Source organism: Burkholderia metallica, from assembly GCF_902832845.1.
Classification (GTDB): domain Bacteria; phylum Pseudomonadota; class Gammaproteobacteria; order Burkholderiales; family Burkholderiaceae; genus Burkholderia; species Burkholderia metallica.
In genome coordinates, this window is the sequence record NZ_CADFDB010000002.1 from 395,462 (window position 1) to 416,872 (window position 21,411).

18 protein-coding genes are annotated in these 21,411 nt (G+C 68.4%); 6 read left to right on the plus strand and 12 right to left on the minus strand.

The genetic code is table 11. From position 1 onward, the window contains the following. Positions 1-19 precede the first annotated feature (19 nt). The 4 genes from yjfF to HWX08_RS09120 are packed head-to-tail and all read right to left on the minus strand — an operon-like array spanning position 20 to position 4,682. Positions 20-1,111 (minus strand): galactofuranose ABC transporter, permease protein YjfF, encoded by a 1,092-nt coding sequence (yjfF, locus tag HWX08_RS09105; protein WP_174920449.1) that lies wholly within the window; start codon positions 1,109-1,111, stop codon positions 20-22. Next, a complete protein-coding gene (locus HWX08_RS09110; protein WP_174920450.1) occupies positions 1,108-2,148 on the minus strand; it encodes an ABC transporter permease in 1,041 nt (346 codons plus the stop codon). Before HWX08_RS09110 ends, yjfF begins: the two co-directional genes overlap by 4 nt. Beyond that, positions 2,145-3,659 (minus strand): sugar ABC transporter ATP-binding protein, encoded by a 1,515-nt coding sequence (locus HWX08_RS09115; RefSeq protein ID WP_174920451.1) that lies wholly within the window; start codon positions 3,657-3,659, stop codon positions 2,145-2,147. Before HWX08_RS09115 ends, HWX08_RS09110 begins: the two co-directional genes overlap by 4 nt. Before the next feature lie 60 nt (positions 3,660-3,719). Further along, a complete protein-coding gene (locus HWX08_RS09120) occupies positions 3,720-4,682 on the minus strand; it encodes an ABC transporter substrate-binding protein (RefSeq protein ID WP_069258598.1) in 963 nt (320 codons plus the stop codon). 407 nt (positions 4,683-5,089) lie between these two features. Between HWX08_RS09120 and HWX08_RS09125 the strand changes: the two genes are divergently transcribed. Further along, positions 5,090-6,157 carry a DNA topoisomerase IB gene (locus tag HWX08_RS09125; RefSeq protein ID WP_244122700.1) on the plus strand — a complete coding sequence of 356 codons (1,068 nt, stop codon included), beginning with the start codon at positions 5,090-5,092 and terminating at the stop codon, positions 6,155-6,157. Positions 6,158-6,284: 127 nt separating this feature from the next. Here the strand turns inward: HWX08_RS09125 and HWX08_RS09130 are convergent, their stop codons facing one another. Then, a complete protein-coding gene (locus HWX08_RS09130) occupies positions 6,285-6,512 on the minus strand; it encodes a hypothetical protein (protein ID WP_174920452.1) in 228 nt (75 codons plus the stop codon). Positions 6,513-6,527: 15 nt separating this feature from the next. Next, on the minus strand, positions 6,528-6,812 hold the full coding sequence (locus tag HWX08_RS09135) for a DUF4148 domain-containing protein (RefSeq protein ID WP_174920453.1): 285 nt from the start codon (positions 6,810-6,812) through the stop codon (positions 6,528-6,530). A gap of 270 nt (positions 6,813-7,082) precedes the next feature. On the opposite strand from HWX08_RS09135, the gene HWX08_RS09140 reads away from it, so the two are divergent. From HWX08_RS09140 to HWX08_RS09150, 3 genes are read left to right on the plus strand one after another with little or no spacing between them, the layout of a single operon-like run. Then, positions 7,083-10,313: an efflux RND transporter permease subunit gene (locus HWX08_RS09140; protein ID WP_174920454.1), complete on the plus strand. Its 3,231-nt coding sequence runs from the start codon at positions 7,083-7,085 to the stop codon at positions 10,311-10,313. A gap of 49 nt (positions 10,314-10,362) precedes the next feature. Further along, positions 10,363-11,706 carry an efflux RND transporter periplasmic adaptor subunit gene (locus tag HWX08_RS09145; protein ID WP_174920455.1) on the plus strand — a complete coding sequence of 448 codons (1,344 nt, stop codon included), beginning with the start codon at positions 10,363-10,365 and terminating at the stop codon, positions 11,704-11,706. Between the two features lie 31 nt (positions 11,707-11,737). Then, complete coding sequence (locus tag HWX08_RS09150; RefSeq protein WP_174920456.1) at positions 11,738-13,303, plus strand: efflux transporter outer membrane subunit; 1,566 nt, start codon at positions 11,738-11,740, stop codon at positions 13,301-13,303. Here the strand turns inward: HWX08_RS09150 and HWX08_RS09155 are convergent. Next, positions 13,284-14,765, minus strand: coding sequence for a heavy metal sensor histidine kinase (locus tag HWX08_RS09155; RefSeq protein ID WP_174920457.1), 1,482 nt, complete (start codon positions 14,763-14,765; stop codon positions 13,284-13,286). The genes HWX08_RS09150 and HWX08_RS09155 overlap by 20 nt on opposite strands. Beyond that, positions 14,762-15,439: a heavy metal response regulator transcription factor gene (locus HWX08_RS09160; RefSeq protein ID WP_174920458.1), complete on the minus strand. Its 678-nt coding sequence runs from the start codon at positions 15,437-15,439 to the stop codon at positions 14,762-14,764. Before HWX08_RS09160 ends, HWX08_RS09155 begins: the two co-directional genes overlap by 4 nt. 199 nt (positions 15,440-15,638) lie before the next feature. On the opposite strand from HWX08_RS09160, the gene HWX08_RS34760 reads away from it, so the two are divergent. Further along, positions 15,639-15,896 (plus strand): DUF4148 domain-containing protein, encoded by a 258-nt coding sequence (locus HWX08_RS34760; RefSeq protein ID WP_107312129.1) that lies wholly within the window; start codon positions 15,639-15,641, stop codon positions 15,894-15,896. Positions 15,897-15,906: 10 nt separating this feature from the next. Here the strand turns inward: HWX08_RS34760 and HWX08_RS09170 are convergent, their stop codons facing one another. Continuing rightward, complete coding sequence (locus HWX08_RS09170; protein WP_174920459.1) at positions 15,907-16,143, minus strand: hypothetical protein; 237 nt, start codon at positions 16,141-16,143, stop codon at positions 15,907-15,909. A 187-nt stretch (positions 16,144-16,330) separates the two neighbouring features. Between HWX08_RS09170 and proP the strand changes: the two genes are divergently transcribed. Next, positions 16,331-17,800 carry a glycine betaine/L-proline transporter ProP gene (proP, locus tag HWX08_RS09175; RefSeq protein ID WP_174920460.1) on the plus strand — a complete coding sequence of 490 codons (1,470 nt, stop codon included), beginning with the start codon at positions 16,331-16,333 and terminating at the stop codon, positions 17,798-17,800. A 52-nt stretch (positions 17,801-17,852) separates the two neighbouring features. Here proP and HWX08_RS09180 read toward each other — a convergent pair whose 3' ends face one another. The 3 genes from HWX08_RS09180 to HWX08_RS09190 all read right to left on the minus strand — a co-directional run bounded on the left by HWX08_RS09180 (position 17,853) and on the right by HWX08_RS09190 (position 21,295). After that, positions 17,853-18,845 carry a LysR substrate-binding domain-containing protein gene (locus HWX08_RS09180; RefSeq protein ID WP_069258600.1) on the minus strand — a complete coding sequence of 331 codons (993 nt, stop codon included), beginning with the start codon at positions 18,843-18,845 and terminating at the stop codon, positions 17,853-17,855. Positions 18,846-19,443: 598 nt separating this feature from the next. Further along, on the minus strand, positions 19,444-20,316 hold the full coding sequence (locus HWX08_RS09185; RefSeq protein WP_174920461.1) for a ferritin family protein: 873 nt from the start codon (positions 20,314-20,316) through the stop codon (positions 19,444-19,446). 31 nt (positions 20,317-20,347) lie between these two features. Further along, positions 20,348-21,295 (minus strand): fatty acid desaturase family protein, encoded by a 948-nt coding sequence (locus HWX08_RS09190; protein ID WP_174920462.1) that lies wholly within the window; start codon positions 21,293-21,295, stop codon positions 20,348-20,350. Between the last annotated feature and the right edge of the window lie 116 nt (positions 21,296-21,411).

Genomic DNA, 21,411 nt, shown 5'->3' on the forward strand with positions numbered 1-21,411 from the left:
TCGCGCCAGCCGGTTGGTGTCACGACGACCGCCGCATCGACGAGACCAGTGCGACGTCTTCCTCGGGCGGTGCCGGCCGCACGGGTGCGGCATCGCGTGCCGGCCGCCGCGCGCCGAGCCCCGTGCCGCCGGTGCGGCGCCGCGTCGCGTGCCGCTCGATGACCCGTTGCAGCACGCAGAACACGCACAGCAGCGCGCCGATCACAATCCGCGTCCACCACGAACTCAGCGTGCCGTCGAACGTGATCAGCACCTGGATCGTGCCGAGGATGCCGACGCCGAACACCGAACCGATCACGTAGCCCACGCCGCCCGTCAGCAGCGTGCCGCCGATCACGGTCGCGGCGATCGCGTCGAGCTCCATGCCCTGTGCCTGCAGCCCGTAACCCGACAGCACGTACAGCGTGAACACCACGCCGCCGAGCGCCGAACAGAAGCCGCTCAGCGCATAGACGCCGATTTTCGTGCGCGCGACCGGCAGCCCCATCAGCAGCGCCGAGCGTTCGTTGCCGCCGACCGCATACACGTTGCGGCCGAAGCGCGTGAAATGGGCGACGTAGATCGCGACGGCCAGCGTCGCGAGCGCGATCAGCGCGCCCGCGCTCAGCATGCCGCCGCCGACCGGCACGCTGATGCCGGCAATCGCATGGAACGCCGGCTCGTTGATCGTGATCGACTGCGTCGTGATCAGGAAGCAGGCGCCGCGCGCGAGAAACATCCCGGCGAGCGTGACGATGAACGGCTGCAGCCGGAAGTAGTGGATCAGCGCGCCCATCGCCGCGCCGTACAGCGCGCCGAACGCGAGCACCAGCGGCACGATCACCCACACGGGCCAGTGCAGCCGCTCGGCGCCGACCGCGCAGAAGATCGTCGTCAGCGCGACGACCGAGCCCACCGACAGGTCGATGCCGCCCGATACGATCACGAACGTCATCCCGATCGCGACGATCAGCAGGAACGCGTTGTCGACGAGCAGCCCGGTCAGCACCTGCATCGAGAAAAAGCCCGTGTACATCACGGACCCGAAGCCGAACAGCGCGGCGAACAGCACGATCGTCACGACGATCGGCAGCGTGCGCGGGTCGGCAAGGCGGCCAAGGAAACGGGTCATCTCGGCGTCGCTCCGGTAGTGGCGCGCGAACGCGCGGAAGGCAGCAGCCGCGACGCGTGCCGGACCAGCAGCGCGCGCGCCGCGTCCGACTGGATCAGCGTCACGACGATCACGACGACCGCCTTGACGACGAGCGTCGCCTCCGGCGGCACGCCGATCGAATAGGTCGTGTAGGTGAGCGTCTGGATGATCAGCGCGCCGAGCACCGAGCCCGCGAGGCTGAAGCGGCCGCCGAGCAGCGACGTGCCGCCGAGCGTCACCGCGAGGATTGCGTCGAGTTCGAGCAGCAGCCCCGCGTTGTTGCCGTCCGCGCTGCGCACGTTCGAGCTCGCGAGGATGCCCGCGAGCGCCGACATCACGCCGCAACACAGATACACGCCGAACACGACCGCGCCCGAGCGCAGCCCGACGAGCCGCGTCGCAACCGGATTCACGCCGATCGCGCGAATGAACAGCCCGAGCGCCGTGCGGTTCACCAGCAGCGCGGTCGCTGCGATCGTCGCGAGCGCGATCCACACCGCGCAGGGCACGGTCGCGACATAACCGCCGCCGAGCATCAGGTAGCCCGGCGCGCCGATCGGGATGATCTGGCCGCCCGTCAGCAATTGCGCGATGCCGCGCCCGGCCACCATCAGGATCAGCGTCGCGATGATCGGCTGCATCCCGACGAACGCGACGAGCAGCCCGTTCCACGCGCCGGCCAGCAGCCCGACGCCGAGCGCGGCGGCCAGCGCGGCGCCGACCCGCGACGGGTCCGCATCGAGCACGATCGCGGCCGCCGCGCCGGCGATCGCGACGATCGCGCCGACCGAGATGTCGATTCCGCGCGTCGCGATCACGAGCGTCATGCCGAGCGACACGATCACGAGCGGCGCCGCGCGATTGAGGATGTCGATCGGCGCGCCGAACAGGTGGCCGTCGAGCAGCGCGATCGACAGGAAGCCCGGGCGATGCGCGACGTCCAACGCAAACAGCAGCGCGAGCGTCAGCAGTGGCCACGCGAGCGAATGACGAAACAGCATGCGCAACCGCATCATGGCCGGCCTCCCGCGATCAATTGGTAAACCTGCTCCTCGGACGTATCGGCGCCCGACAATTCGGCGACCTTGCGGCGGTCGCGCAGCACCGCGATCCGGTGGCTCACGCGCACCACCTCGCTGATCTCGGACGAGATGAACAGGATCGCGAGCCCCTGCGCACAGAGCGCGAGCACGCGCTCCATGATGTCGAATTTCGCGGCGACGTCGATGCCGCGCGTCGGCTCGTCGAGGATCAGCAGCTTCGGTTCCGTCGCGAGCCAGCGCGCGAGCAGCACCTTCTGCTGGTTGCCGCCGGACAGCAGCCCGATCGGCTGCTCCGCGTCGCGCGCCTTGATGCCGAGCCGCGCGATGTAGTCGTCGGCGAGCGCACGCTGGCGCGCGCGGCCGATCAGCCGCCACCAGCCGCGCCGGGCCTGTAGCGCGAGCACGATGTTCTCGCGGATCGACAGCGCGGCGACGATGCCCTCCTTCTTGCGATCCTCCGGGCAGTACGCGATGCCGTTGCGGACCGCGTCGTGCGGCGACGCGAGCCGCGCGCGGGCGCCGTCGATCTCGATCGCACCGGTGTCGCCCCGCTCGGCCGCGAAGGCCAGCCGCGCGGTCTCCGTGCGCCCCGAGCCGAGCAGCCCGGCCAGCCCGACGATCTCGCCGGGCCGCACGTCGAGGTCGAGCGGGCTGATCATCCCGCGCCGGCCGACCTGCTGCATCGACAGGAACGGCGCGGCCGCACCGACGTCGCGCCGCACGGCCGCCGCGCCGGCCTGCAGCGTGCCGGACATCGGCTCGCGGCCGGTCATCTTCGCGACCAGCGCATCGACCGGCAAATCGCGCGCGAGGTACTCGCCTTCGCGCTCGCCGTTGCGCATCACGGTGATCCGGTCGGACACCGCATAGGTCTGTTCGAGAAAGTGCGTGACGAACAGGATCGCGATGCCCGACGCCTTCAGCCGCCGCAGCACGTCGAACAGCCGCGCGACTTCACCGTCGTCGAGGCTCGACGTCGGTTCGTCGAGGATCAGCACGCGCGCATCGACCGACACCGCGCGCGCAATCGCGACCATCTGCTGCACGGCGATCGGATACGCGTCGAGCGAGCGCGTGACGTCGAGCGACAGGTCGAGTTCGGCGAGCGCCGCGCGTGCGCGCGCATGGATCGCCTTCCAGTCGATCGCGCCGCGCCGCATCGGCTGCCGGCCCGCGAAGATGTTCTCGGCGACCGACAGGTTCGCGCACAGGTTCACTTCCTGATAGAGCGTCTGGATCCCCGCCGCCTCGGCCTCGCGCGGCGCGGCGAAGCGCACCGGCCGGCCGCCGACGCGAATCTCGCCCGCATCGTGCGCATGCACGCCGGTGAGCACGTTGATCAGCGTCGACTTGCCGGCGCCGTTCTGGCCCATCAGCGCGTGGATCTCGCCCGGAAACAGCCGGAAGTCCACGCGTTGCAGCGCGTTGACGCCCGGAAACGCCTTGTCGATACCGATCATCTCGACCACCGGCGAACTCTCCATGCCTCCTCCGTCGAAGCGTCGCCTGGCAGCGGCTGCCGCGCCGCCGTCCAGGCGAACAGGTCAGTACTTCCGGGTCGGCAGCACCTGCGCCGCGACGTTCATCGGGAACACGGTCTCGTTCGTCACGATGCGCTTGGGCAGCGGCTTGCCCGCGACGACGTCCTTCACCGCGCTCATCAGCTGCGGGCCGAGCAGCGGGCTGCATTCGACGTCGACGTTGATCTTGCCGGCGACCATCGCCTGGAAGCCGCCCTTCGTCGCGTCGAACGACACGACGCTCACGTCCTTGCCGGGCTTGATCCCCGCTTCCTCCATCGCCTGGATCGCGCCGAGCGCCATGTCGTCGTTGTGTGCATAGACGACGTTGATCTGCTTGCCGTAGGTCTTCGCGAACGCTTCCATCACCTGCTTGCCGCCGGCCAGCGTGAAGTCGCCGCTCTGCGACGCGATCACCTTGAATTTAGGATTGCTCTTGATCACTTCGAGCAGGCCCGCGCGGCGATCGTTGGCCGGCGCGGAACCGACCGTGCCCTGCAGCTCGACGATGTTGATCGGGCCCGGGTCGTTCTTGTAACGCTCTTCCATCCAGTGGCCCGCGCGCCGCCCTTCCTCGAGGAAGTCGGAGCCGATCATCGTCACGTACAGCGACGGGTCCTTCACGTCGACCGCGCGGTCGGTCAGGATCACCGGGATGTGCGCGGCCTTCGCTTCGGTCAGCACCGGCTCCCAGCCCGATTCGACGACCGGCGAGAACGCGATCACGTCGACCTTCTGCGCAATGAACGAGCGGATCGCGCGGATCTGGTTTTCCTGCTTCTGCTGCGCATCCGAGAATTTCAGGTTGATGCCGGCGTCCTTGGCCGCGCTTTTCACCGACACGGTGTTCGCGGTGCGCCACGCGCTTTCCGCGCCGACCTGCGAGAACCCGAGCGTGATCGGCTTCTGCTGCGCGTGCGCGCCGCCTGCCAGCACCGTCGCCGCGGCGACGAGCGTGCCGGCCGCGAGCTTCCTGATGAATGTCATGGTCCGTCTCCGATGATGTCGTTGTCTGCCGCGGCGCTGTTGTGTTTCTGCGTGGCGCGGACGCGGGTCGGGGCTGTGCACCGGCCGCGGGCTTCGCGCCGGACCGGTCTGTAGACCCCGCATCAGTCTAGAAACAAGTCCGATAACCTTCTAATGAAATATTGGATTGAGGCGATATCGGATTCGGCATACGTATAAACACCTAAACACTGGGGGAAGCCCGTGGGGCGGGGGGTTGCGGCGTCGGGCAACCGCTTATGTCGCCGGCGCACGAATCTTGCTCGCGCACGACACAACCGCTCGCGAATCGAAGCGGCCCGCCCGCAAAAAAGGAGAACGACGATGCCCGCCGCACGCGAGCGCAGATCGCTGCGCACATCCCCCTTGGCCGAACGTCGCACTGCAGCATGAAAAAACACGCGTCTACCGCCGCGCCGCCCCGGACCCGGGCGGGCCAGCCCGGCCCGCAGGCGGCTGCGGCGCTGCGCCACGTCGACGATAGCCGCCCCGGCTACACGCGCCGCCGCCTGCGCAACGGCTTCGCGTACTACCGGCAGGACGGTTCACGGATCCGCGACGCCGACGAAATCGCCCGGATCAACGCGCTCGCGATCCCGCCCGCCTATACCGACGTGTGGATCTGCATGGATCCGCTCGGCCACCTGCAGGCGACGGGCCGCGACGCGCGCGGGCGCAAGCAGTACCGCTACCACCCGCAGTGGCGGGCGACGCGCGACGCGAACAAGTACGCGCGGATGGCGGCCTTCGCACGCGCGCTGCCGCGTATCCGCGCCCGCGTCGCGCGCGATCTCGCGTTGCCGGGCATGCCGCGCGACAAGATCGTCGCGACGATCGTCCGCCTGCTCGACACGACGCTCGCCCGGATCGGCAATGCGGAATACGCGCGCGACAACGCGTCGTACGGATTGACCACGCTGCGCAAGCGTCACCTGAAGCTCCGAGCCGGCCAGGTGCGCCTGCGCTTCACCGGCAAGAGCGGCATCGAGCACGACGTGACGGTCGACGACGCCCGGGTCGCGCGGATCGTACGGCGCTGCGCCGAGCTGCCCGGCCACGAGCTGTTCCAGTATGTCGACGACGGCGCGCGCCACGCAGTCGGCTCGTCCGACGTGAACGACTACCTGCGCGCGGCAAGCGGCACCGATTTCACCGCGAAGGATTACCGGACGTGGGCCGGCAGCGTGCATGCGCTCGCGTTGCTGCGGCGCGCGCCGCATCGCGGCGTCACGCACGCGCGCAAGCAGATCGTCGAGACCGTGCGCGCGGTGGCCGACCTGCTGCGCAACACGCCGGCCGTGTGCCGGCGCTGCTACATTCATCCGGCGGTGCTCGACGCGTTCGAAGCGGGCATGCTGGCGTCGCTCGCGGTGATGCGCACGCCGCGCGGGCTGCGCGTGGACGAAGCGGCGTTCGTGGCGTTGCTCGCGTCGGCGAGCCGCCGCAAGGCTGGGTGAGCGAGCGAACAGCGTCGGCGTCGGCGCAACCGGTATCGCTCGCCACCCGCCCGTTGACCGTCGGCTTGCGTGCGCGCGACCGTCCCGAACCGCGGCAGTATGCCCAGTCCGCGATACCCGGCGACGCTCACTTTCGGCACGCCATCGCGTGCCTGTCGGTGTCGACGCCCCGATTCGAAACGACGCCGGCGGCGCGCGTGCGCGCATCGCCGTCCACCCGTGTCGGGTTCAATTCGCGCAGCACGCTGGCTCGCCCGCCGTCGTCATCGGGCAGTTGCGGCATGCCGCGCGCAAATGCCGGCGCGACCGCCGCCGCGAGCAGCGCGGCGATCGCCAGTCGGGAAAGGAGCTTCATCGCCCGGCTCCCGCGTCAATGCGCGTTGACGGCCGACACCGGCGTCGACGCGCTCGCGGTCGCGGTGGCCGGCTCGCCGTGCGCGATCGCATAAAGCTCGCGATTGCGCGCGATCGTCTGCGTGCTCGGCGGATAGTCCCAGTTCGACGTGGGCACGGTGCCGTCGCGCTGCGCCTGGACCAGTTCGGCGATCACGTCGGCGCGCGTCAGGCCCGACGACGACGTCTGTGCGAAAGCGGCGACCGGCGTGCCGATGACGAGTGCGAGCAGCGCGGCGGCTGCGATCAGTCTGCGATTCATGATGAAACTCCCGAAAACGGTTCGATGAGGACGCATCGTCGATGCGTCGCCGGCGGGACCTCGGATACGGTTTCGCCGCCTGACGCATTCATTCTGGCGATCGCGGCCGGCGCGACGCTGACTGCCGGATGACAATTTCGAAATCCGCGGCGCGGCGCGCGGATAACAGCTTCGTAATCTTCGGGTCAGGGTCGGGTCAACGCGGCATCGTCAGACTGCACGCTCGTCGCATCGAATGCGGCGCCCGTGCCCTGCTTCGAGGAAAACATCATGTGGATCGTCCGGCTGGCGTTGCGCCGGCCCTATACGTTCGTCGTGCTCGCGCTGCTGATCTTCATCGCGGGGCCGCTCGCGCTGCTGCGCACGCCGACCGACATCTTTCCGAACATCGACATCCCGGTCGTCAGCATCGTCTGGTCGTACAACGGCTTCTCCGCCGAGGACATGGCCAAGCGCATCACGTCGAACTACGAACGCGCGCTCACGTCCGACGTCGACGACATTGAGCACATCGAATCGCAGTCGCTGAACGGCGTGTCGGTCGTGAAGATCTTCTTCCACCCCGGCGCGGACATCAACCGCGCGATCGCGGAAGCCGCGAGCAACTCCACGTCGATCCTGCGGATCCTGCCGCCCGGCACGCTGCCGCCGAACATCATCACGTACAACGCGTCGACGGTGCCGATCCTGCAGCTCGGGCTGTCGAGCGACACGCTCGCCGAGCAGCAGCTCTACGACCTCGGCAACAGCTTCATCCGCACACAGCTCGCGACCGTGCAGGGCGCGGCCGTGCCGCTGCCGTTCGGCGGCAAGATCCGCCAGATCGTCGTCGACCTCGATACGCGCGCGCTGCAGGCGAAGGGGCTCGCGCCGATCGACGTCGTGAACGCGATCAACGCGCAGAACCTGATCCTGCCCGGCGGCACTGCAAAGATCGGCACGCGCGAGTACGACGTGCAGATGAACGGCAGCACGCGAACGGTCGCCGCGCTGAACGACCTGCCGGTGAAGACGATCGGCGGCAGCGTCGTCTATGTGCGCGACGTCGCGCACGTTCGCGACGGCTACGCGCCGCAGACCAACATCGTGCGCGCCGACGGCAAGCGCGCGGCGCTGCTGACCGTCGAGAAGACCGGCAGCGCATCGACGTTGGCGATCATCGACCAGGTCAAGGCGATGCTGCCGAAGATCGCGGCCGGGCTGCCGAAGGCGCTGCACATCTCGGCGCTCGGCGATCAGTCGGTGTTCGTGAAGGCGGCGATCCAGGGCGTCGTGCGCGAGGCGCTGATCGCCGCGTGCCTCACCGCGCTGATGATCCTGCTGTTCCTCGGCAGCTGGCGCGCGACGCTGATCATCGCGGTGTCGATTCCGCTCGCGGTGCTCACGTCGCTGCTCGCGCTGGCCGCGCTCGGCCAGACGATCAACATCATGACGCTCGGCGGCCTCGCGCTCGCGGTCGGGATTCTCGTCGACGACGCCACCGTCGCGATCGAGAACATCACGCATCACCTCGAACGCGGCGCGCCGCTCGAAGACGCGATCCTGACCGGCGCGGGCGAGATCGCGGTGCCGACCTTCGTGTCGACGCTGTCGATCTGCATCGTGTTCGTGCCGATGTTCCTGCTGACGGGCGTCGCACGCTACCTGTTCGTGCCGATGGCCGAGGCGGTGATCTTCGCGATGGTCGCGTCGTATTTCTTCTCGCGCACGCTGGTGCCGACGCTCGCGATGGTGCTGATGCGCGCGAAGGGGCACGGCCGGCCGCCGCGCGGCGTGTTCGCCCGGATCGCGCGTTTACAGGCCGGCTTCGAACATCGCTTCGAGGCGGTCCGGCTGCGCTATCGCGCGCTACTCGCGGCGGCAATCGCGCGCCGCCGCCGTTTCGCGGCCGCCTTCCTGCTCGCGTGCGCTGCATCGACCGCACTGTTCGCGTTCGCCGGCCAGGACTTCTTCCCGTCGGTCGACACGGGCGAGATCCGCCTGCATCTGCGCGCGCCGACCGGCACGCGGATCGAGGAAACCGCGCGCCTGACCGACGAAGTGGAAGCGCGCATTCATGACGTGATTCCCGCGCACGACATCGCGAGCGTGCTCGACAACATCGGCGTGCCGGTGAGCGGGATCAACCTCACGTACGACTCGTCCGACCCGATCGGCACCGAGGACGCCGACGTGATGATCACGCTGAAGCCGAACCATGCACCGACCGCCGCCTACGTCGCGAAGCTGCGCAACCTGCTCGCGCAGTCGTTTCCCGGCGTGACGTTCGCGTTCCTGCCGGCCGACATCGTCAGCCAGATCCTCAATTTCGGGCTGCCGGCGCCGATCGACATCCAGATCGTCGGCAACAAGCTCGACCAGAACCGCGCCGTCGCGAACGCGCTGCTCGCGAAGCTGCGCGGCGTGCGCGGCCTCGTCGACGCGCGCATCCAGCAGCCCGGCGACGAACCGGCGATCAATGTGAACGTGGACCGCACGAAGGCGATCCAGGCCGGCCTCGCGCAGCGCGACGTCGCGCAGAACCTGCTGATCGCGCTGTCCGGCAGCTCGCAGACGACGCCGAACTTCTGGCTCGATCCGCGCAACGGTGTCAGCTATCCGCTGGTGGTGCAGGCGCCGCAGTACACGGTCGATTCGCTGCAGGCGCTCGCGAACGTACCGCTGCCGACCGGCGCCGCGCGTTCGCCGCAAACGCCGGCCGGCGGCCCGGCCGCCGGCGCGCCCGTGCAGAACCTGCTCGGCACGCTCGGCAGCTTCTCGCGCGCGACGCAGCAGGCGGTCGTCTCGCACTACAACGTGCAGCCGGTGCTGGACATCTTCGCGTCGGTGCAGGGGCGCGATCTCGGCGGCGTCACGGTCGACGTGACGAAGCTCGTCGACGATGCGCGCGCGCAGTTGCCGCCCGGTTCGTCGATCGTGCTGCGCGGCCAGGTGCAGGCGATGCACGAGTCGTTTGCCGGGCTGCTCGGCGGCCTCGCGCTCGCGATCGCCCTCGTCTACCTGCTGATGGTCGTCAACTTCCAGTCGTGGCTCGATCCGCTCGTGATCGTCGGCGGCCTGCCCGCGTCGCTCGCCGGCATCGCGTGGATGCTGTTCGTCACGCGCACGACGCTGTCGGTGCCCGCGCTGACCGGCACGATCCTGTGCATCGGCATCGCGACCGCGAACAGCATCCTGGTCGTCAACGCGGCGCGCGAGCTGATCGCGGGCGGCGCGCCGCCGTGGCAGGCCGCGCTCGACGCGGGGTTCGGCCGCTTCCGCCCGGTCGTGATGACCGCGCTCGCGATGCTGATCGGCATGCTGCCGATGGCGCTCGGCCTCGGCGACGGCGGCGAACAGAACGCGCCGCTCGGCCGCGCGGTGATCGGCGGGCTGGCGTTCGGCACGCTGTCGACGCTGCTGTTCGTGCCCGTCGTGTTCGGCTTCGTCCATGCGTGGCTCGACCGGCGCCGCGACGCGGCCACCGCGCGCCGCGCGCAGGACGCACCGGCGTTGCGCTGAGCGCGGCTACCCCTGGACTTCCTTCGACTCGCCCGACCCCGAATCCATCATGAACGACACGACCGACCCTCTCGCCCCGCCGCCGGCCGCCGAAGCGCACACGGCAACGCCCACCGCGCGCGCCACGGCGCCCGAACCTTCGCCGTCCCGGCGCGGGCGCACACTGAACGTTGCACTCGTCGCGATCGCGGCGGCCGCCGCGCTGCTGGCCGCCGGCATCGTGCCGCGCATCGACGCGCGCGCCGCGCAACGCGTACAGGTGGCCGCGCAGCAGGCGCTGCCGGTCTCGGTGATCCTGCCGGGCGCGGCGCCCACCGACCAGACGCTGACGCTGCCGGGCGCGGTGATGCCCTATGCCGAGGCGTCGATCTATGCGCGCACGAGCGGCTATATCGCGCACTGGAGCGCCGACATCGGCGCGCACGTGAAGGCCGGACAGACGCTCGCGCGGATCACCGCGCCCGACCTCGACGCGCAGTTGCGGCAGGCGCGCGCCGACGCCGCGACCGCGCAGGCGAACTACGACTACGCAAAATCGACCGCGCAGCGCTGGCAGGACATGCTGAAGACGCAATCGGTGTCGCAGCAGGACACCGACACGAAGGTCGCGGACATGAACGCGAAGCGCGCGATGCTGGCCTCCGCGCAGGCGAACGTCGCGCACCTGACCGAGCTGGTGTCGTACGAAGCGGTCGCGGCGCCGTTCGACGGCGTGATCACCGCGCGCAACGTCGACGTCGGCACGCTCGTCACCGCGGGCGGCACGCCGGGCAGCCCGGGCCTGTCCGGCGAGCTGTTCCATCTCGAACAGACTGGGACGCTGCGCGTGTTCGTCGACGTGCCGCAGGACAGCGCGGCCGGCGTGACGACGGGCACGTCGGTCTACCTGACCACGCAGCAGTATCCGGGGCGGCGCTTCGCCGCGCGCGTCGCGCGCAGCGCGGGCGCGATCGATCCGGTCACGCGCACGCTGCGCGTCGAGATCGACGTCGACAACGGCGACGGCGCGCTGATGCCCGGCGCGTATGCGCGGGCGCACCTGCTCGTGCCGAGCGCGGCCCCGGCGTTCGAGCTGCCGGTCAGCGCGCTGCTGTTCCGGCCGAACGGCGTGACGGTCGCGACCGTCGCCGCGAACGGCACTACCGCGCTGAAGACCGTGCAGATCGGGCGCGATTTCGGCACGCGCGTCGAGATCGTGTCGGGGCTCGCCGCGAGCGATCGCGTGATCGACAACCCGGGCGACTCGATTGCCGCCGGCGAGATCGTGAAGATCGTGTCGATCGCGCCGGCGGTCCGCACGGGCCCGGCACCCGGTGCGGCAGCGTCGACGCCCGCCGCGGTCGCCGCGCCGGCTTCGATGCCGACGACGGCTTCCACGCACGCCCGAGGCTGATGTGCCCATGAAAACCCGCGAGATATCCACCATGCGCTTCCTTCGTCCGCTTCCGTTCACCCGCCGCGTCGTCGTGCTCGGCGTCGCCGCCGCCGTGGCCGCGTTGTCCGCGTGCTCGACGCTGCCGCCTTATTCGCCGCCCACCGTCGCGGTGCCTGCGCACTATGCGGGTGTGCCGGCATCGGGCGTACCGGCATCGGGCGTACCGGCATCGGGCGTACCGGCATCGGGCATACCGGCGGCTGGCTCCGCCGCCCAACCCGGCTGGAACGTCGCGGCGCCGGCCGATGCCGCGCCGCGCGGCCCATGGTGGACCGTCTTCGGCGATGTCGGCCTGAACGCGCTCGAAGCCCGCGTCGACATCTCGAACCAGACCGTGAAGAAGGCCGTCGCCGATCTCCAGCAGGCGCGCGCGATGGTCGACTACCAGCATGCGGGGTTCCTGCCGACCGTCACGGCCGGCGTCGCGCAGAGCCGCGCGCGCCTGTCGCAGAACAAGCTCGGCTCGTCGCTCGCCGGCAAGACGACCCCCGACTATCAGGCCGGCGTGGCCGCGAGCTGGGAACCCGACGTGTTCGGCCGCGTGCGCGACGCGGTGGCGGGCGCGCAGGCGAACGCCGACGCGAGCGCCGCCGACCTGCAGGCCGTGAAGCTGTCGGTCACGGCCGAACTCGCGACCGATTATTTCGCGCTGCGCTCGCTCGATACGCAAAAGCAGTTGCTCGACGATACGGTGCGTGCATACGCGGACGCGCTGACGCTGCTGAAACGGCAGCTCGCCGCCGGCGCGATCGACGCGTCGGCCGTCGCGCAGGCCGAGACGCAACTCGAATCCACGCGCACGCAGGACACCGACATCGACGCGTCGCGCGCGCAGCTCCAGCACGCGATCGCGACACTGGTCGGCGAAAGCGCGTCGACGTTCGCGCTGCCGCCGCGCGTGCAATCGTTCGAGGTGCCGACGATTCCGGCCGGCGTGCCGTCGCAACTGCTCGAACGGCGGCCCGACATCGCGGCGGCCGAGCGCCGCGTCGCGGCCGCGAACGCGCAGATCGGCGAGGCGCGCGCCGCGTTCTTTCCGGACCTCGTGCTGTCGGCGAGCGCCGGGCTCGAAAGCGGGTTCTTCGCGCCGTGGCTCACCGCGCCGAGCCTGTTCTGGTCGCTCGGTTCGCAGCTCGCCGGCACGCTGTTCGACGGCGGCCGCCGCAGCGCGTCGCTGCGCGGCGCGCATGCGCAATACGACGGCGTGGTCGCCGACTATCGGCAAACGGTGCTCGTCGCGTTCCAGCAGGTCGAGGACCGGCTGTCCGCGCTCGATGCGCTCGCGTCGGAAGCCCGCAGCCAGCAGCGCGCGACCGACGCGGCCGACCTGTCGCTGCGGCTGACGACCAACCGCTTCAACGCGGGCGCGGTCAGCTATCTCGATGTCGTGACCGCGCAGACGATCGCGCTGACGAACCGGCGCCTGGCCGACCAGATCGCCGCACGCCGGATGGAGGCCGCGGTCGGGTTGCTGACGGCATTGGGCGGCGGCTGGCACACAGGCGCCGACATCGCCGCCGTCGGGCACACGGCCGCTACGCCGTCGGCGTCTTGACGAAGGTCAGGATGAATCGCGTGCCGCCCGCATCGCTTTCGACGCGCGCGGTGCCGCCGTGCAGTTCCATCACCGAACGCACGATCGCGAGGCCCAGCCCGGCCGTGCCGCCCGGCACACCGCCGCTGCGCGCGGGGTCGCCGCGCACGAAGCGGTCGAAGATGCGCGGCAGCAGCGCGGGATCGATCGGTTCGCCCGGGTTCGATACGACCACGCACACCGCGTCCGCCGTTTCGTCGACCCGCAGCGCAATGACGCCGCCCGCCGGCGTGTAGCGCAGCGCGTTCGCGAGCAGGTTGCTGACCGCGCGGCGAAACAGTTCGAGATCGGCGGTCAGCCGGCCGTGCCCGTCGACGCACACCGTCGAACCGGCTTCGTCGGCCAGCCCTTCGAAATAGCCGGCGATGCGTTCCAGTTCGACGTGCACGTCGAATGCGCGCTGCCGCGTGACAAAACCGGGATGCTCGGCGCGGGCGAGAAACAGCACGTTCTCGATCATTCGCGCGAGGCGGTCGTATTCCTCGAGGTTCGATTCGAGCAGCGCCTGATATTCGTCGGCCGAACGCGGCCGCGCCAACGCGACCTCGGTCGCGCCGCGCATGTTGTTCAGCGGCGTGCGCAGGTCGTGCGCGAGATCCGCGCTGAATTGCGACAGGTGCCCGAACGCCTGCTGCAGGCGGCCGAGCATCGCGTTCTGCGCATCGACCAGCGCCGTCAGCTCGCGCGGCGCGCGCGATGCGTCGAGCCGCGTATCGAGCTTGTCGACGGTGATCCGGCCCGTGTTCGCGACGATCTCCCGCAGCGGCGCGAGCGACTTTCGGATCAGCCAGTAGCTGAGCAGCATCGCGAACAGCGCGCCCAGGCCGCCGGCGATCTTCAGCTTGTCGCGGTAGCCGTCGAGCAGTTCGGCGCGATCGCTCATGTTGCGCGCGATCGCGATCCGGATCGTCGTGCGGTCGCGCAATGCGGCATCGGCGACGACGCCGCGCACGGGCGTGCCGCCGTCGGCGGTCCACGTCGCGATCCGGTCGGCGGTAATCCGCTGGTTCGCGGGCACCGGCGTCGCGTGCGGCGGGAACAGTTCGGCATCGGGTAACGTGCGCGGCGCGGGCGACGACGCACCGGCGGCCGTGTCCGGCGGATCGTCGAACTCGGTGCGCTCGACGTTGTGGCGCGCGAGCACGTTGCCCTGCGCATCGACCACCGCCAGCGACAGCGCCTCGTTGCCGAGCACCTGGCTCGTGAGCCGGTCCGCGTGCGCACGCACGGCATCGAGCGAGTCGAGTTCTCCGGCGAGCCGGCGCGTATGCCGCGCGGCGAGCACGATGTCGAGGTCGTCCTGCGTGCTCACCTGCCGTTCGAGGCCCGTGTACACGTAGGCGCCGACCAGCGCGAACACGGCGAGCGTGATCGCGCCGAACGCGAGCGCGAGCGTCGCGCCGAGCGAGCGGCCGAGCGTCATGCGTCGCCTTTCGGTTCGAGCACGTAGCCGACGCCGCGCACCGTATGGATCAGCTTGACGGGGTATGCGTCGTCGATCTTCGCGCGCAGCCGGCGAATCGCGACCTCGACGACGTTGGTATCGCTGTCGAAATTCATGTCCCACACGTACGACGCGATCTGCGTGCGGCTCAGCACCTCGCCCTGCCGGCGCGCGAGCAACTGCAGCAGCGAGAATTCGCGCGGCGTCAGGTCGATCCGCACCGTGCCGCGCTTCACGCGGCGGCGCACGACATCGATCTCCAGGTCGCCCACCGCGATGCGCTCGGTCTCGCGCGGCGGCCCGCGGCGCGCGAGCGTGCGGATGCGCGCGAGCAGTTCGACGAACGCGAACGGTTTCACGAGGTAGTCGTCGGCGCCGAGTTCGAGCCCGTGCACGCGATCCTGCACGTCGTCGCGCGCGGTCAGGAACAGCACGGGCGTCTCGCGCGTGTCGCGCAACCGCTTGAGCACGCTCCAGCCGTCGAGCACGGGCAGCATCACGTCGAGCACGATCACGTCGTAGCTTTCTTCCTGCGCGAGCGTCAGCCCCTCGCCGCCGTCCTTCGCGAGATCGACGCTGAAGCCGGACTCCTCCAGCCCTTTCTTCAGGTAAGCGCCGGTCTTCGGTTCGTCTTCGACTATCAGGATGCGCATGATCGACTCCGTCGCATTCGGTGGTGACATGGGCCGATGTTACCGGCAAACCGCGCGGCCGAACCGCCCGCGCGGGCGCGGCGCGGCCCGATTACGAAACTGTAATCGGCGGGTCAGGGTGGCGACTGCCGCGGCGGCCAGAATTCGAAGCGTGGGCCTGCTCTCGCTCGCCCATTCGTTCAACCGCCAAGGAGTCGCCATGAAACTCGTCGCTGCTTTCGTTCTTGCCGCTTTGAGCCTGCCGTTCGGCACGCAGGCGTTTGCCCAGTCCACGCAGGCGCCGCTCACGCGCGCCGAAGTCCGCCAGCAACTGATCGATGCCGAAGCCGACGGCCTGCTGCCGTGGAACCGGAACGACTATCCGCCGTCGGCGTCGCAGATCGCGCGCAATCGCCAGCTCTATGCGATCGCCCATCGCGACGCGGCGCCCGCCACGACGGCATCGGCCGACCATTGATCCCGGCATGTTACCGACAATCGGCTGACGGTCGGATGTCTCGGCTGCCCGGCAGATTTCGGCGGATTCCGCGGCGCGCGCCGGCGCGTTCGCGGATTTCCTTTTCGATCAAGCCGGCTTTCGTATTGCCGGACGGTCGAATCACCACCGGTTGCCGATGACGCAGGCGCGCGGCAAATTGACCGTCGACGGCGCGCAATCGGCGCCGCTCCCGCGCGTGTCGTTTACCACCGGGTTCCAGGCGCATGACCGATAGCCGCTCGTCCCCGATTCTCTAAACTGGTTCGCACCACATACCTGACCGGTGTCGTCCGCCGCGCGCGTCACGCCACCGGCATCGACGCATCCGAGACATCCGCCTTCGCCGCCCCCGGCGCGACCGCCCTTTCGCATTCGCGCCCGGCCGGCTGCCCAGGCCATTCCAGGAGAGTTCATTGAGCCCGTCGCAAGCGCACCCCGCGAAAGCCCGGTCTTCGCGCCAGTCCGTCAAGCTGGACGACATCACGATCGTCGACCCCGCCGTCCTCAAGCGCGCGGTCGGCGCAATGGCGTTCGGCAACGCGATGGAATGGTTCGACTTCGGCGTGTACAGCTATATCGCCGTCACGCTCGGCAAGGTGTTCTTCCCGTCCAGCAGCCCGTCCGCGCAGCTGCTCGCCACCTTCGGCACGTTCGCGGCCGCGTTCCTCGTGCGCCCGCTCGGCGGCATGGTGTTCGGCCCGCTCGGCGACCGCATCGGCCGCCAGCGCGTGCTCGCCGCCACGATGATCATGATGGCCGCCGGCACGTTCGCGATCGGCCTGATCCCGAGCTACGCGTCGATCGGCATCATGGCGCCGGTACTGCTGCTCGTCGCGCGGCTCGTGCAGGGCTTCTCGACCGGCGGCGAATACGGCGGCGCAGCCACCTTCATCGCCGAATTCGCAACCGACAGGCGCCGCGGCTTCATGGGCAGCTTCCTCGAGTTCGGCACGCTGATCGGCTATACGCTCGGCGCGGCCACGGTCGCGCTGTTGACGGCCACGCTGTCGCAGGAAGCGCTGCTGTCGTGGGGCTGGCGCGTACCGTTCTTCATCGCCGGCCCGCTCGGTCTCGTCGGCCTCTACGTGCGGCTCAAACTGGAGGAAACGCCAGCCTTCAAGAAGGAAGCCGAAGCACGCGAAGCGGACGAACGCACGCGGCCGAAGCAGCGCTTCGCGACGCTGCTCGCCGAACAGTGGAAGCCGCTGCTGCAATGCGTCGGCCTCGTGCTGATCTTCAACGTGACCGACTACATGGCGCTGTCGTATCTGCCGAGCTACCTGTCGGCGACGCTGCACTTTCGCGAATCGCACGGCCTGTTCCTCGTGCTGCTCGTGATGGTGCTGATGATGCCGATGACGCTCTATGCCGGGCACCTGTCGGACCAGGTCGGCCGCAAGCCTGTGATGATGGCCGGCTGCGTGGGCCTGCTCGTGCTCGCGGTGCCGGCGCTGATGCTGATCCGCACCGGCGGCATGCTGCCGGTGTTCGGCGGGATGCTGATCTACGGCGTCCTGCTGTCGACGTTCACCGGCGTGATGCCGTCGGCGCTGCCCGCGCTGTTCCCCACGCGAATCCGCTACGGCGCGCTCGCGATCGGCTTCAACGTGTCGGTGTCGCTGTTCGGCGGCACGACGCCGCTCGTCACCGCATGGCTCGTCGATCGCACCGGCGACCTGATGATGCCCGCGTACTACCTGATGGGCGCATCGTTCATCGGCATCGTGTCGGTGCTCGCGCTGCGCGAGACCGCACGCCAGCCGCTGCCCGGCTCCGCGCCGTGCGTGGCGAGCCGCGCGGAAGCGCTGAGCCTCGTTCGCGGCAGCGCCGACGACGCACGCGGGCGGAACCGCAAGTTCACGCCGGTCAGCGAACGGGTGTGATGCCGGTACTCATCGGCGGGCGCGACACCTTCGCCGCGACGGCGCGCCCGTGCTACCCGACGCGCAACATCGGCAGCACGTTGCTGCCCGCCGCTTCCTGGCCCGACGCGAGCGGATGATCCGCCTGTTCGAGCAGCCAGTTGGTCAGCACCGCGATATCGAACTCGTTGCACGCATCCGGGTTCTGCACGAGCACGTAGCTGCCCGATGCGACCGTGCAGTGCGGGAACAGCTCGACGAGCCGGCCCTGCTTCAGCAGCCCGTCGACCAGCGGCCGCCGCCCGATCGCGATGCCGTGGCCGTCGACCGCCGCCTGCACCAGCTGGTCGTACTGGCTGAAATGCAGCGCGCCGGCGGGCCGCAGGCGCGGCACGCCGAGTTCCTTCAGCAGATGGCTCCAGCCGTGCCACGGCCACTCGCCGCGCGGATCGTCGAGATGCAGCAGCACGTGCTTGTCGAGATCCGCCGGCTTCATCGACGCGGCGTCGCCCGTCGCCGCCAGCAGGCTCGGGCTGCACACCGCCACGACACGTTCGCGAAACAATACGTCGGTATCGTCCGTCGACGTATACGGCCCTGCATATCGCACGGCCAGGTGCAAACGTTTGCGTTTAAGATCTTCAATTTCGCTGGTGGCCGACACGCGCACGTCGATGTCGGGATAGCTCGCGCGGAACGAGCCGAGGCGCGGAATCAGCCACAGCGCCGCGAACGAGACCGTGGTCGACAACGAGATCGAACGCTGGCCCACGCTCGACGACAGCTTGCCGATCACCGATTCCAGGTCGGACAGCGCGAACGAGATCGCGTCGTACAGCTCACGCCCCTTGTCGGTCAGCGTCAGCGAACGAATGTGCCGATGAAAGAGCTCGATCCGGAGCTGCTCCTCGAGCGCCTTGACTTGCCGACTCACGGCGGATTGCGTGACGTTCAGTTCCTGCCCGGCACGCGTAAAGCTCAAATGACGCGCCGCGCATTCGAAGCCTCTCAGGAAATCCAGCGAAGGCATACTTCTCAATCGCTTTGCCAATCTCACATTAGCCATACCGCCGCCTCAAAGTTGCACCCACCAGGCAAATCGCCGCTCGTCTCCCTGAATCGTCTCTCCTATTTGGATTCGGAAACGATTTTATATTGAAGCATGGATGCGGATCATTCTTATTTTCAATCGTGACACTTGTATTTATCTATCGATTTTCATCGGCACGATATGCTTACATTGGCATTATGAAGTTGTGATTTTGTAAATAAATGCGTGGCGTGAATGATCGCGACGATGATCGACAACGGCGCGTTAAAACAGAGGATTTCGGGCGCAAATCGACGCTGCGACGGCTGTTTCGACGTTGTAACGGCGCTATTCGACGATACCTACAATACAATTTCAATTCCCCGACAAATATTTTAACTTCCCGGATTGCGAAAAGAAACCACGCGCCAACGCACTCGCGCATTGCAATTCAAATCCGTAAACTCATGTTTATGAAAATATACTAAACGCATGAAATTGAATTGCATCGTGCAATTCCCGTAAATTGACGAATCAATTGTTTCCGGCAATGCTTATTCGGTCGACCGTATCGGCGACCTGAATGCATGCATCTGGAATCGGTTCCTTCATTGCTGGACAGCACGCATATCAACTATGCGCTGTCCATTACGCCGTCCGCCACGCACTGGGATCGCGCGGTCACCTCGCGGCGGTAGCGATTCAATTCCTGCGCGGTCGCGAACGTGCGCTCGAACAGGATCGACAGGTTGTGCAGGATGCGTTCGACGACCTTCTTTTCCCACTCGCCGTCGAAGCGGATCTGCTCGTCGAGCCAGCGCTCGAGCCACTCCGGATCGGGCAGGCGCGACTGCACGGTGTCGCGCGGGAACAGCGCCTGGTTCACGTGCAGGTTGGTCGGGTGCAGCGGCTTCTCGGTGCGGCGCGCCGACGCCATCAGCACGCCGATCTTCGCGAACGCCGCACGCGCGACGTCGCCGCAGTCGTTCAATGCCTTCTTCATATAGCGCAGGTATGCGCCGCCATGGCGCGCTTCATCGCGCGAGATCGTTTCGTAGATCTGCTTGATGACCGGCTCGGTGTGCCAGTCGGCCGCGCAGCGGTACCAGTGGTTCAGGCGGATTTCGCCGCAGAAGTGCAGCATCAGCGTTTCGAGCGGCGGCGCCGGGTCGAACTCGAAGCGCACCGCGTGCAGTTCCGCTTCGGTCGGCACCATTTCCGGCTTGAAGCGGCGCAGGTATTCCATCAGCACGAGCGAATGCTTCTGCTCTTCGAAGAACCACACGCTCATGAACGCGGAGAAATCGCTGTCGTGCCGGTTGTCGCGCAGGAACATCTCCGTCGCGGGCAACGCCGACCACTCGGTGATCGCGTTCATCCTGATCGTCTCGGCCTGCTCGTCGGTGAGCCGCGCGGCGTCGAACCTGTCCCACGGAATGTCCTTCTCCATGTCCCAGCGCACCGCTTCCAGCGATCTGAATAATTCCGGATAGAGCATCGTCGTCACCGTCGTTCAAGGGCGTTCGCGCACGTCGCGGTCATGCCGATTGCGTAGACGCCGGCGCCGCCGCTTCGGCGTCGGGCACACGGTCGTCCGCGTCGTCGTCCACCGTGCGCGGCGACAGCCGGCCGCGCAGCAGCGCGGAATAGAACTGCCGGTACGTGCGGTGGTAATAGCGGATGCGCGGCGCGATCGCGCCGTGCAGGTCGTGCAGCCGCTCGATCGGCAGGTTCGGCATCATGTGATGCTCGACGTGATAGTTGTTGCCGTTCGTGAACCACGTCATGAATGCGTTGCTCTCGATCGTCCGCGTGTTACGGAACGGGTCGGTGCTCGTCAGGTCGCAGCGGTAGTGCTCGGGCATCTCGACCAGCGCATGCACGGGCGCGGCCACGAACACGAGCGGCACGACCCACACCCACACGGCGAACCACGTGTGCAGCGCGACCGACACGCCGGCCAGCAGCGCGATCGCCGCGACCATCAGCAGGTGATCGCGGCGGATCGCACGCGACACGAGCGGGTTGTCGCCGAAGCGCGCCCCCGGCACGACGAGTTTCGCGACGTTCTTCGCGAACTGGAGATAGTGCGCGGCCATCGACAGCCGCCACGCCCACAGGCCGAGATTGACGACCGGGCTCGCGCCGTACTGGTCGCCGTAGTCGAAGAACTCCTTGTTCTCGGGCGTGCCGAGCAGCCGGTGATGGCGCAGGTGGCTGTCCTGGTATGCATGGAACGACACGAGCATCGGCATGCCGAGCAGCACGCCGAACACGATGTTCAGCCGCTTGCTCCGGAACCCCTGGTAGTGCAGCGCCTGATGCTGCAGCTCGACGCCGTGCGCATACATCGCATCGATCAGCAGGATACCGAAGATCTTCAGGATCACATACGTCGACAGCGCGAACAGCATCCCGTGCGCGATGAGCGCGACGTAGACCGCCAGCTTCAGCGAGAAGACGACGCCGCTCGGACGGCTCTTCATGTCTGCAACCGGTTTCTGGCGGGCGACAAGCGATGAGGTGACGGACAAAACGCTCTCCTTGGGCCGGACCCTGCCCGGCACGATGACGCGGCGACGCTGGCGCGCTGCCGGGTTGC

Bases quoted from the DNA above. Each gene is read 5' to 3' on its own strand.
- yjfF (WP_174920449.1), bottom strand. From the start codon at position 1,111: ATGACCCGTTTCCTTGGCCGCCTTGCCGACCCGCGCACGCTGCCGATC.
- HWX08_RS09110 (WP_174920450.1), bottom strand. From the start codon at position 2,148: ATGATGCGGTTGCGCATGCTGTTTCGTCATTCGCTCGCGTGGCCACTG.
- HWX08_RS09115 (WP_174920451.1), bottom strand. From the start codon at position 3,659: ATGGAGAGTTCGCCGGTGGTCGAGATGATCGGTATCGACAAGGCGTTT.
- HWX08_RS09120 (WP_069258598.1), bottom strand. From the start codon at position 4,682: ATGACATTCATCAGGAAGCTCGCGGCCGGCACGCTCGTCGCCGCGGCG.
- HWX08_RS09125 (WP_244122700.1), top strand. From the start codon at position 5,090: ATGAAAAAACACGCGTCTACCGCCGCGCCGCCCCGGACCCGGGCGGGC.
- HWX08_RS09130 (WP_174920452.1), bottom strand. From the start codon at position 6,512: ATGAAGCTCCTTTCCCGACTGGCGATCGCCGCGCTGCTCGCGGCGGCG.
- HWX08_RS09135 (WP_174920453.1), bottom strand. From the start codon at position 6,812: ATGAATCGCAGACTGATCGCAGCCGCCGCGCTGCTCGCACTCGTCATC.
- HWX08_RS09140 (WP_174920454.1), top strand. From the start codon at position 7,083: ATGTGGATCGTCCGGCTGGCGTTGCGCCGGCCCTATACGTTCGTCGTG.
- HWX08_RS09145 (WP_174920455.1), top strand. From the start codon at position 10,363: ATGAACGACACGACCGACCCTCTCGCCCCGCCGCCGGCCGCCGAAGCG.
- HWX08_RS09150 (WP_174920456.1), top strand. From the start codon at position 11,738: ATGCGCTTCCTTCGTCCGCTTCCGTTCACCCGCCGCGTCGTCGTGCTC.
- HWX08_RS09155 (WP_174920457.1), bottom strand. From the start codon at position 14,765: ATGACGCTCGGCCGCTCGCTCGGCGCGACGCTCGCGCTCGCGTTCGGC.
- HWX08_RS09160 (WP_174920458.1), bottom strand. From the start codon at position 15,439: ATGCGCATCCTGATAGTCGAAGACGAACCGAAGACCGGCGCTTACCTG.
- HWX08_RS34760 (WP_107312129.1), top strand. From the start codon at position 15,639: ATGAAACTCGTCGCTGCTTTCGTTCTTGCCGCTTTGAGCCTGCCGTTC.
- HWX08_RS09170 (WP_174920459.1), bottom strand. From the start codon at position 16,143: ATGCGCCTGGAACCCGGTGGTAAACGACACGCGCGGGAGCGGCGCCGA.
- HWX08_RS09180 (WP_069258600.1), bottom strand. From the start codon at position 18,845: ATGGCTAATGTGAGATTGGCAAAGCGATTGAGAAGTATGCCTTCGCTG.
- HWX08_RS09190 (WP_174920462.1), bottom strand. From the start codon at position 21,295: ATGAAGAGCCGTCCGAGCGGCGTCGTCTTCTCGCTGAAGCTGGCGGTC.